Source organism: Bradyrhizobium sp. SZCCHNS3002 (assembly GCF_032377435.1).
GTDB lineage: Bacteria > Pseudomonadota > Alphaproteobacteria > Rhizobiales > Xanthobacteraceae > Bradyrhizobium.
Map to the genome: position 1 here is coordinate 404,816 of NZ_JAUHHY010000003.1, position 11,844 is coordinate 416,659.

Genomic DNA, 11,844 nt, shown 5'->3' on the forward strand with positions numbered 1-11,844 from the left:
GAGGCGCGCATCTCAGCTGCCCGAGGCTGCGCGATCGATGAACAGGCTGCCCTTGGTGACGATCTGCTCGCCTGCGCTCAGATTGCTTTCGACGGCGACCTGATCGCCATTGATCAGACCGGTCTTGATCTTGCGCAGCTCGATCGACTTGTCGGGACGGGCGACCCAGACGCGAACCTGGTTGCCTTCGTAGATCAGCGCCTGTCGGGGCACCGCGACGGCGGGTTGCTCGCCTGGCGAATAGATCGTCACATTGGCGAACATCTCCGGCTTCAGCAGGCCGTCCTTGTTGTCGATGGTCGCCCGGACGAGCAGCCGGCGGCTCGCCGGGTCGATCGAAGCGGCGACGTAGTTGATGCTGGCCTTGAGCGGCCGGCCGGGCAGCGCCAGCACGTTGACGAGGATTTCCTCGCCGATGTTCACCAGCGCCGCATCGCTCTCACGGACGAACGCGGTCAGCCAGACGGTGGAGAGATCGCCGATCACGAACACCGGGTCGCTCGCGCCGGAGTTGACGTATTGTCCGGGGCCGACCTTGCGCTGCACGACCGTGCCGGCGATCGGCGAATAGATCGTGATCTCGCGGTCGATCACGCCCTTGCTCTGGAAATCGGTGATCGCGGCATCCGTGAAGCCGAGGATGCGCAGCTTGTTGCGGGCGGCCTCCAGCGCCGTTTGTGACGACCGCATGTCATTCTGGGCCTGAACGGAGGTCGCCTCCGCCTGCTGGAAATCCTTCAGCGGGATGGCCCTGCCTTCAAACAGGTCCTTGGCGCGCTTGTACTGGATGTCGGCGAGATCGAGCGCGGACTTCGCCTTGTTCATCGAGGTGATGGCCGCAATGAAATCGTTCTGGGCCTGCACCGTGTCGGCGGCCTCGATCACGAACAGCGGCTGGCCCTGCTTGACGTTGTCGCCCGGGCGGGCCAACAGCTTGGTGACGCGGCCGGCATAGGGCGAGAACACCGGCGTCGAGCGGTCCTCGTCGACGGCAACCTTGCCCTCGGTCATGTGCTCGGCACGAAATATCTTCTCACACACCGGCTCGATCGTCAGCGTCGACCATTCCGCCGCCGACGGCGTGAAAGTGGTGCCGTTGCGCTTGGACTGGCTGGAGAGCTCGATATTGTCTTTCGCAGCCGATCCCGACTGGAATTGCGTATAGCCATAGCCGCCCGCGCCGGCCACCGCCAGGGCAGCCAGGCCGATCAGCAGCCGCTTGGTGCTGAGCATCTGCGGGGATGGGTTCATGTCAGACGCCATGGCTGGTCAGATAGGCTCGCTTTATCTGTCGACGATTCCGGCTCTGGCGGTCTCATCGTGGCGCTAATAGTGCGGAACTGGAGCTTTAAACAACCTAAAAATCGCCCAACTCGTCCCTGCTTTGCTTTAAAAATTTGAAAGTTCAACGACAGCCGTTCAGCTTGCATTCAGCTCGTTCCGGGCAATCGCGGTTGCACCGCGGCGCACCATGGACGCATCAACGGCGCCGCGGATCGCCGGGACGGTGTCGCCGGTCGATGAGCCAACCTCCGCGGGTACGCCCCTACTCCGGCCTCACCTTTTGCGCTCCGGCTCGGGCGAGATCGCAACGTCGTGCGTGTTCGCGAAAATCGAGTCATGGTTTCCATGGCCCTGCGATGGCTGACGGCCATGCGATCATCGATGGCAGCCTCGATCAGGTGACTGTGACGCGCACATGAAGACGCCTCTCGCGGCGCAGATGCGTCCGAGTCTTGCTGATTTTCTTGCCGATCGCTTCACCCTCTCGTGAAGAGGGCGCAGGGAAGGCCAGGCGCCGGCTGGCGCCTGCGGCCCGCCTGCGAAAAGAATGCAGGCGGCAGGTACCACAGGTGCAGCCGAGAACGCCCGGCCTTCCCTGCGCGATGGTTTTCACGGTTATAGCGCGCTCTCCCCGGTGTCCGGCTGTTAGCCACCGTCGTCGGCGGGAGCATCATCCCCCGCGAACTTGACGCCAGCATCGGGGCGTCAGGACCACACGCCTTTCCGTCCGTGTCACGCCGTTCGTCCACGTAGGCCAAGCTACGCTGCGGCATGACCACGGCCATCGCTCCCCGCCCCGCGTGTCGTGACGATCGCGCGCTACGCCCCTTCTTCATGGAGCGGGATGCGCGGAATAGAGCATGATTTCTGAAAAAATGAAAGAGGAATTTTGGAGTGGAGCGAAGTTTTCCGGATTTCTGAATTCCAATGATGCGACCTCTGCCGGTGGGTCGCGCAGCGCCGTTATCAGCTTAAGTTAGGTCCTGGATGCGCTGTGAGATACAGCGCCCTCTCCCCTTGTGGGAGAGGGCATCTCCGACCTGTCCACAAACGCGATTGGGTGAGGGGTATCTGTCCGAAAGCAACGACCGTGGAGACAGACCCCTCACCCAACCGAACTTGCCGCACCTTCCTACATGCCCTCTCCCACAAGGGGAGAGGGCGCATTCACTTGCACTGCGCACGATCTTTCAACGTGCAAACACCGCGATGATAATTCCAATCGTTGATGCGGATCGTCATTGCACTTGGTGGAGGAAGTTACTTCGGGCGATGCGAAGCATCGCACGAAACACCGCGCCCAACATGTTAGGCGAGCCATGTGGCAACACCTCTCCGTACCTCAATGAAAATCCCTTGAGCGCGGCAGGATGCGGACGTTGCGGGGGTGGCTGACGCGCTGGGAGGGAGTGTCGGGGTGGTCGCGGCGGTCGTCGTTGAGCGGCTCGGCGGGCGTGGCGCCATGCGGGACGGCGCCGAGGCGGTCGTCTGACAGCAAGGCGAGGTCGGCGCTGCGGTCGACCAGGCTGATGGCGACGAGATGAACGACTTTCTCGGGGCTGCTCTGGATGCGGCCTTCGACCAGCACGAGGCGCGCACCCATCACTTCCTTGCGGAAGGTCTCCATCACCTTCGGCCAAACCACGATGTTGGCGATGCCGGTTTCGTCCTCCAGGGTCATGAACACGACGCCTTTGGCGCTGCCGGGCCGCTGCCGCACCAGCACGACGCCAGCACAGCGGACGCGGCGCCGATCGTTGGCGTGGTTGACGTCGCGGCAGGCCAGCACGCCTTCGGCAGCGAAGCGCTGGCGCAGGAACTCCATCGGGTGGCCTTTCAACGACAGGCGGATGGTCTGATAGTCCGCGACGACGTGCTCCGGCAGCGGCATCTCGGGCAGCGGCCTGGCGCCCTCGTCCGGCTGCTCGCGGGCGATGGCGGCCTCGAACAGCGGCAGCGGCACGTCGTCGGGCAGCCGGCGCACGGCCCAGAGCGCGGCGCGACGGTCGAGCCCGAGCGATCGGAACGCATCGGCATCGGCCAGCAGCAGCAGCGCGCGCTTGGGCAGCGCAGTGTCGCGGGCGAAGTCTTCCAGCGAGGTGAACGGTCCGCGGGCGCGGGCCTTGATGATGCGGTCGGCCCAGTCGTCTTCGCGGTCGTCGTTTGGGAGTGACAAGTGAATTTGTTGCTCGTTGCCATTCCAAGGCGAAGCGACAGCGTCGAGCCCTCGAAACGCATCAAGTCTTTGTGAGTCACCCGCTGTATCCCCACCGTCATTCCGGGATGCGCCCTCTTGGGCGCAGGCCCGGAATGACACCGGGGAGACAGCTGGCAATAAAGGTGTGGAATCAGCCAGCGTCTCTCTCCGCATCTTCTCCGACAATTTCCTGATCCGTTCCTCGTCGCGGTCGATCCAGCGGAAGCCGTCGATCTGGCGGAAGCCGAGGCGGACGGCGCAGTATTCGTCGTTCGTGTTCTCCAGCGTGTTGTCGGCGAAGCTGTGGGACACGTCGATGTTGCGGATCTCGACGCCGTTCTTGTGGGCGTCGCCGACGATCTGCGCCGGCGCGTAGAATCCCATCGGCTGCGAGTTCAGCAACGCGCAGCAGAACGCATCCGGATGGAAGCATTTCAGCCAGGACGAGACGTAGACGAGCTGGGCGAAGCTCGCGGCGTGGCTTTCCGGGAAGCCATAGGAGCCAAAGCCCTTGATCTGGTCGAAGCAGCTCTTGGCGAAGGCCGGATCGTAGCCGCGCGCGATCATGCTCGTGACCATCTTCTCCTCATAGGAGCCGATGGTGCCGACGTTGCGGAACGTCGCCATCGCGCGGCGCAGGCCGTTCGCCTCCTCCGGCGAGAACTTTGCCGCCTCGATCGCGATCCGCATCGCCTGCTCCTGGAACAAGGGCACGCCGAGCGTCTTGTGCAGCACCTTGTAGAGTTCGTCCGCCGGGCCGTGATCCGGCGACGGCGACGGATAGGTCACCTTTTCCTGATTGTTCCGACGTCGCAGATACGGATGCACCATATCGCCCTGGATCGGCCCGGGCCGGACGATCGCAACCTCGATCACGAGGTCGTAGAAGGTGCGCGGCTTCAGCCGCGGCAGCATGTTCATCTGCGCCCGGCTCTCGACCTGGAACACGCCGAGCGACTCGCCCTTGCACAGCATGTCGTAGACTCTGGAATCCTCCCGCGGCACCGACGCCAGATCGTGATGAATATGCTTATGCTGCTCGATCAGCGCAAAGCTCTTGCGGATGCAGGTCAGCATGCCCAGCGCGAGCACGTCGACCTTCATCATGCTGAGCGCATCGACGTCGTCCTTGTCCCATTCGATGAAGGTGCGGTCGTCCATCGCGGCATTGCCGATCGGGACGTAGCTGTCGAGCCGATCCTGCGTCAGCACGTAGCCGCCGACATGCTGAGACAGATGGCGCGGAAAGGTGATCAGCTCCCCCGCCAGCTCCACCGCGCGACGGATCATCGGGTTGGCGGGATCGAGCCCGGCCTGGCGCACCTGCATGTCCGACAGGCCGTCGCCCCAGCTGCCCCACACGGTGTCGGCGAGCACGGAGGTGACGTCTTCGGTCAGGCCGAGCGCCTTGCCGACGTCGCGGATGGCGCTGCGCGGGCGATAATGGATGACGGTGGCGATGATCGCGGCGCGGTGGCGGCCGTAGCGGCGATAGACATATTGCATCACCTCCTCGCGCCGCGAATGCTCGAAATCGACGTCGATATCCGGCGGCTCCAGCCGCTCCTTGGAGATGAAGCGCTCGAACAGCAGATCGATCTTGGTTGGATCGACCGAGGTGATGCCGAGCACGTAGCAGACAGCCGAATTCGCCGCCGAGCCGCGGCCCTGGCACAGGATGCCCTGGCTGCGGGCATAGCGGACGATGTCGTGGACGGTGAGGAAGTAATGCGCGTAGTTGAGCTCGGCGATCAGCGCCAGCTCCTTGTCGAGAACAGCGCGCAGCTTGTCATCGAGATGGTCGCCGAAACAGGTCTTGGCGCCGGCCCAGGTCAAATCCTGCAGATGCCCCTGCGCGGTCTTGCCGGGCGGCACCGGCTCGTCCGGATATTGGTATTTGAGCTGGTCGAGCGAGAAGACGATGCGGTCGGTGAAACGGATGGTCTCGGTCACAGCGTCGGGGTGGTCACGGAACAGCCGCGCCATTTCGTGGCCCGGCTTGAGATGGCGCTCGGCATTGGCCTGCAGGCGGCGGCCGATGGTCTCGATCGTGCCCTTCTCACGGATGCAGGTCAGCACGTCCTGCAGCATCCGTTGCCCTGGGTGATGATACAGCACGTCGTTGGTGGCGATCAGCGGCACCTTGGCTGAAGCCGCAAGGCGCGCGAGCCGCGCCAGCCGGCGGCGGTCGTCGCCACGATACAGCAGGCTGCCGGCCAGCCACACGCCTTCGGCGGGGCTGTCTTTCAGCCGTGCCAGGATTTTGCCGAGCACAGCCTCGTCGAAGCGATGCGGCGGCATCAGCACCACGAGCTGGCCTTCGATGAACTCGAACAGATCCTCGAAACTCATGCGGCAGTCGCCCTTGGCGACCTTGTCGAGATCGCTGCCGCGCTTGCCGTGGGTGAGCAGCTGGCACAGCCGGCCGTAGGCGGCGCGGTCGCGCGGATAGACCAGGATGTCCGGCGTGCCGCAGGTGAACACCAGCCGTGCGCCGTAGAGCAGCTTCGGCTTGCAGCTCAGCCGGTCACTACTCAGCTCGCTGTAGGCGCGGACGATGCCGGCGAGCGTGTTGTGGTCGGCGATGCCGATGGCGGTGAGGCGATACTCGGCGGCCTGATGCACATAGTCCTGCGGATGCGAGCCGCCGTGCAGGAAGGAAAAATTGGTGGTGATGCCGATCTCGGCATAGGGGACGGGAGTCATCGCGTGATCGCCGAGGCTGGGGCGGCGGCACGATGCCTGTCCCTTAACAGGACGATGTAAGCGCGCATCTCGCGGCTTGCTCGGCCCTCACCTCGCCCCGCTTGCGGGGGCGCGACGAGCTGCGCTCGCGCTGAGAGGTCGGATTGCATCGTCAGATGCAATCCGGGTGAGGGGGTACAGGTCTCACCACGAACACTTCCCGTGCGGCTGCCCCTCACCCCACCCCTCTCCCCGTGAAGAACGGGGAGAGGGAGCGCACCGTCCGCGCTGCAAGTGCTCGGATCCAATTTCCAGACAAGTGCGTTAACTTGCTCTCCAAAGGGGAAGTAGCGAGCTTGCCGCGAGATGTGTGTGATCGCTCCCGCCCTCATGCGAACAGCCCGTGCATGTACCAGGCGGGCTGCATCGGCAAACCGTTCTCCGGCTGCTTGAGCTCGCGGTCATACAGACCGTCGCGGTAGAGCCAGAAGCGCAGGCCGTGCTCGTCCTCGACGCGGAAATAGTCACGCGTGAGGCCCTGCCCGTCCGGCCGCCACCATTCCATCGCGATGCGCTCCGGGCCTTCGGCGCGCACCACCGCATGCGCGGCACGACGCCAGACGAAGCGCGCGGGCGGGCCGTCGGGCACACCGGCGATCACTTGAATCGCCTCGGGACGCGCGAACAGCCGCAAGGGCCGCAGCGGCGGCTCGCCTTCGCTGCGCTCCGGCCAGTCGGCAACATTCGAAGCCGCCAGATGCTGCTGCGCCGGCAGCGGCAGCGCCGCGCGTTCCGGAATATGCGTGTCCACCGGCAGATGCACGACCACACGCTTGCCGCCGATGCGCGCGGCGATGCGGTCGATCAGGGCCGACAGCTCATCATTGTCATGAACATGCGCGTCGAGATCGCGCTGCTGCTGCACCACGATCTCGCTGCGGCTGGCCGACAGCCGCATCATGTCGAAGCCGAAGCCGGGATCGAGCGAATCATTCAGCGCCTCGAGCCGTTCGCGAAACAGCCGGTCGATGACGGCGGCCTCGGTGACCGGCTGGCCGGTGTCGACCGCGATGACGCGCACCAGCCCATCGGTGCGGAAGAAGCAGGCCTCCAGCCGCCGCGCGCCCTTGCCCTGCTGCGCCATCGCCGCCACCAGCATCGCGGCCAGACTGGAGAGGCTCGCCGCGATCACGGTGTCGGTCGCGACCGGCTCGGCGAAGCGCTTGTCGACGATGTAGTCCGGCGGGACCTTTCGCGGGCTGATCGGCGCATCGGCCTCGCCCAGCGCCTGCGCCAGCACACGGGTGAAAGCGGCGCCGAACCGCGCGGTGATCTCGTTGCGGCCGCGCGCGGCGACGTCGCCGATCGTCTTCAAGCCGGCGCGGCGCAGGCCGAGCGTGATCGCCTCGCTGCCGCCCAGCGCGGCCACCGGCAGCGGCGCCACCGCAGTCGCCTCCTCGCCATCAGGCACGATGCGGCCGTGCACCTGCCGGTTCAGCGTCCGCGCGCAGACGGCGTTGGAGGCGATCGCCGCCGACACAATGAGGCCGTGCGCGGTCAGCGCGTCGCAGACCGACCGCATCAGTCTGGCTTCGCCGCCGAACAGATGCACGCAGCCGGTGATGTCGAGCAAAAGCCCATGCGGGGGATCGAGCGCCACCAGCGGCGTGAAGCGGTCGCACCAGTCGGCGATGCCCTCCAGCATCTTTGCATCAGCCGCCAAATCCGCCTCGTGCACGACGAGATCGGGACAGACCGCGCGGGCATTCGCCAAGGGCTGGCCGAGGCTGACGCCGTGACGCGCCGCCGCCTCGTCCAACGAATGGATCAGCAGCACATTGGCATCCTTGAGGACGACGGCCTGCGGAAGGCCATCATGCGGATCGGCGGCGCGGCTGCGCTTGATGCGATCGATGGGCAGGCGCGGCAGCCACAAGCTGAGGATCCGCCGCCGGTTCATTGAAACGGCATGCATCGGGGGTCCACTCCATGATCCATCGTCCGGTCTGGCCGTGACGGTTGCGAATGAGCTCGGCATCGAGGCGCGGCGCGCCCCACGCCATCCAGGGCGCCGAGGGCAGCGACGGCGCGGTGCGGACGATCCAGCGCGTCTCGGCGGTCGAGGGCTCGGGCGTGGCCGCGATGCGCAGCATGAGCGCCGTCACCCCGGACTCCTGCGCCGCCAGGGTCAGCTTGCGGCTGGCGACGAGATCGAGCTTTTGCGTCTCGCCCCACACCTCCAGCATCACACCGCCCAGCGCATCGCAGGCGAGCGCGTCGGCGGCGGTGCGCAGGGCGTGATCGAGATCGGGCGCGCGCACGATCACGATCCGACGCGGATCGAGGCCGAGCTCGGCGAGCCCGCTCATCGACAGCGCGCCCATCTCGCGCTCGGCGAAATCCTGCCGGATCCAGATCAGCGGCCGGCGCGCGGCGACACGCGCGGCAAGCCCGCACAGGAAGCCGGTCGCGGCCGCCGCCTGGCGGCCGGTCTCGGCGAACACCTCATGCAGCGCGCCGGTGGCGAGCCCACCCTGCAGCACCGCATCGGCCGCGTCATGGCCGAGCGCGACCCGGCGCAAATCATGTGCGCCATCTCCCGCCTCGAGACGGGCAATGCGGCCGCGCAGACGCGCGAGCGTATCCATGCGTGCGCCGGTCATCCGTCGCCGCTCCTCTTCAATCCATCGTGCGGGCGCTGCCGTTCTCAAGTGAAGCAGGCAGTTGAACCCGCGACGACCCTCTTTGTTCATGATACGTTCTAATATAAAGCTAACGCCTTCGAGAGAGTCAATCGGGATTGCCCCGGATACGATTCAACGAATGGAATCAAAGGGATTCAAAGGTATGGAGCTGCTCCGCAAGCTGGAGATCCTGGCCGATGCCGCCAAGTACGACGCGTCCTGCGCCTCCAGCGGTACTGAGATGCGGGATTCCCGCGACGGCAAGGGTCTCGGCTCGACCGCGCCCGGCATGGGCATCTGCCATTCCTATGCGCCGGACGGACGCTGCATCTCGCTGCTCAAGGTTCTGCTGACCAATGCCTGCAACTACGACTGCCTGTATTGCGTCAACCGCGCCTCCTCCAACGTGCCGCGCGCCCGCTTCACGGTCGACGAGGTGGTGAAGCTCACCATCGACTTCTATCGCCGCAACTACATCGAGGGGCTATTCCTGTCGTCGGGCATCATCCGCAGCCCGGACTACACGATGGAGCAGGTCGTGAGCGTCGCGCGCAAGCTGCGCGAGGAGCATCGCTTCCGCGGCTACATCCATCTGAAGACGATTCCCGAAGCCGACGAGGCGCTGATCGCGGAAGCCGGCCGCTACGCCGACCGGCTCAGCATCAACATCGAGACGCCGCTGGAAGAGAGCCTGACGCAGCTCGCGCCGGAGAAGGACCAGCGCGCGATCCGCCGCACCATGGGCCGTCTCAGGCTGAAGCTCGACGAGACGGCGGAAGCCAAGAAGACGGTGCGCCGGGCGAAGCCGCCGCGCTTTGCGCCGGCCGGCCAGAGCACGCAGATGATCGTCGGCGCCGACGCGGCCAACGACCGCGTCATCCTGTCGACCTCGGCCAATCTCTACGGCGCCTACAAGCTCAAGCGCGTGTATTACTCCGCCTTCAGCCCGATCCCCGATGCCAGCCGCGCGCTGCCGCTGCAGGCCCCGCCTCTGGTGCGCGAGCACCGGCTGTACCAGGCCGACTGGCTGATGCGGTTCTACGGCTTCGACGCCGACGAGATCGTCGAGGAGAACGAGGGCATGCTGCCGCTCGACATCGACCCCAAGCTTGCCTGGGCGCTGCGCCACCGCGACCGCTTCCCGCTCGACATCAACACCGCAAGCCGCGAGGAGCTGCTGCGCGTACCCGGCTTCGGCACCCGCACCGTGCAGCGCATCCTCGCGACCCGGCGCACCACCACGATCCGCCTTGCGGATCTCGCCCGGCTCAACGTCGTCCGGAACAAGGCGCTGCCGTTCATCGTTCTCTCCGACCACCGGCCGTCTCCGTCTTTGCTCGACGGTGCCAGCCTCAGAGCCCGGCTGCGGCCCAAGCCGCAGCAGCTGGGATTTGGATTTTGACGGAAGCCGTAATCGCGAGCGCAGCGACGCGATCCAGGGGCGACACGACGACTCTGGATTGCTTCGTCGCTTCGCTCCTCGCAATGACGTGAGGAGACAAATGCACGTCGTAACCCTCGACAGCGACACCGATTTCGACGGCTGGCGCCGGGCGGCGCGGGCGCTGGCGATGAACGACGTCAGGCCGGCGGATGTCACATGGCGCATCAAGGGCGCGGCGCCCGATCTGTTCGACGACCATGCTGACACCCAGCTGCCCGAGGTGCCCAAGGGCGCGTTTTCGGTGCCGGCGAGCTTCATGGAGCTTGCTGAAAGCGCGATCCTGCACAGCGACCCCAGCCGCTTCACCCTGCTCTACCGGCTGCTGTGGCGGCTGCGGACCAACCACGATCTCATGGACATCGCCACCGATCCCGACGTCGCGCAGGCCAATGCGCTGGCGCGCGCGGTGCGCCGCGACGTCCACAAGATGCACGCCTTCGTCCGTTTCCGCGAGGTCGGCCGCGAGCGCGAGTCACGCTACGTCGCCTGGTTCGAGCCGGAGCATCACATCGTCGAGCGCGCCGCGCCGTTCTTCGCCCGGCGCTTCGCCGACATGCCCTGGTCGATCCTCACCCCGGAAATCTGCGCGCATTGGGACGGCAGCCACGTCTCGTTCACGCCGGGTGTGAGCAAGGCCGAAGCGCCGTCGGAAGACCGCCTCGAAGAGGTGTGGCTGCGCTATTATGCCAGCATTTTCAATCCGGCACGGCTCAAAGTGAAGGCAATGGAAAAGGAGATGCCGAAGAAATATTGGCAGAACCTGCCCGAGGCCAAGCTGATCCAGCCGCTGATCGCGGCTGCCGCCCGGCGCACCACCGAGATGATCGCCGAACCTGGCACCGAACCGCACAAGCCACAGAAGCGCGTCGAGGAGACCGCGATGACCCGCAAGCCGAAAGCCCACGCGCATGCTGCTGCTGAGACCTCACGTGATGTTGTCGCCGCCGACCTTGAGACCTTGCGTGAAGAAGCCGCGTCCTGCCGCGCCTGCCCGCTGTGGAAGGATGCGACCCAGACCGTGTTCGGGGAAGGTCCTGAGCATGCGCCGCTGATGCTGGTCGGCGAGCAGCCGGGCGACAAAGAGGATCTGGCCGGCCATCCGTTCGTCGGCCCGGCGGGACAGATGCTCGACCGTGCGCTCGCAGAGGCCGGCATCGACCGGTCCAAGGTCTACGTCACCAATGCGGTGAAGCATTTCAAGTTCGTGCCGCGCGGCAAGATCCGGCTGCACCAGAAGCCGGCCACGCCGGAGATCAAGGCCTGCCGGCAATGGTACGAGCGCGAGCTCGCCGCCGTCCGGCCCGCTCTGGTCGTGGCGATGGGCGCCACCGCGGCGCAGTCGGTGTTCGGCAAGATCACCCAGGTCACCAAGAATCGCGGCCATGTGGTCGACCTGCCCGATGGTGTCAGGGCGATGATCACGGTGCACCCGTCCTATCTCTTGCGCCTGCCCGACGCCGACGCCAAGGCGCGTGAATACGAACTCTTCGTGCAAGACCTGAAGATCGCCGCCGCCGCGCTCAAGCGCGCCCACGCGGCATGACCGCCTC

6 protein-coding genes are annotated in these 11,844 nt (G+C 65.7%); 2 read left to right on the top strand and 4 right to left on the bottom strand.

What is annotated here, in order from left to right:
- Nucleotides 1-12: 12 nt before the first annotated feature.
- The 4 genes from QW845_RS09025 to QW845_RS09040 form a co-directional block, all read right to left on the bottom strand.
- On the bottom strand, nucleotides 13-1,251 hold the full coding sequence (locus tag QW845_RS09025) for an efflux RND transporter periplasmic adaptor subunit (RefSeq protein WP_409997885.1): 1,239 nt from the start codon (nucleotides 1,249-1,251) through the stop codon (nucleotides 13-15).
- Between the two features lie 1,375 nt (nucleotides 1,252-2,626).
- A complete protein-coding gene (locus tag QW845_RS09030) occupies nucleotides 2,627-6,187 on the bottom strand; it encodes an error-prone DNA polymerase (protein ID WP_315801240.1) in 3,561 nt (1,186 codons plus the stop codon).
- 367 nt (nucleotides 6,188-6,554) lie between these two features.
- A complete protein-coding gene (locus QW845_RS09035; protein WP_315801241.1) occupies nucleotides 6,555-8,141 on the bottom strand; it encodes a DNA polymerase Y family protein in 1,587 nt (528 codons plus the stop codon).
- Nucleotides 8,041-8,829 (bottom strand): DNA repair protein, encoded by a 789-nt coding sequence (locus QW845_RS09040; protein ID WP_315801242.1) that lies wholly within the window; start codon nucleotides 8,827-8,829, stop codon nucleotides 8,041-8,043. Before QW845_RS09040 ends, QW845_RS09035 begins: the two co-directional genes overlap by 101 nt.
- A 184-nt stretch (nucleotides 8,830-9,013) precedes the next feature.
- On the opposite strand from QW845_RS09040, the gene QW845_RS09045 reads away from it, so the two are divergent.
- Nucleotides 9,014-10,252 (top strand): putative DNA modification/repair radical SAM protein, encoded by a 1,239-nt coding sequence (locus tag QW845_RS09045; RefSeq protein ID WP_315801243.1) that lies wholly within the window; start codon nucleotides 9,014-9,016, stop codon nucleotides 10,250-10,252.
- A gap of 100 nt (nucleotides 10,253-10,352) precedes the next feature.
- Nucleotides 10,353-11,837 (top strand): UdgX family uracil-DNA binding protein, encoded by a 1,485-nt coding sequence (locus QW845_RS09050; protein WP_315801244.1) that lies wholly within the window; start codon nucleotides 10,353-10,355, stop codon nucleotides 11,835-11,837.
- Nucleotides 11,838-11,844 lie beyond the last annotated feature (7 nt).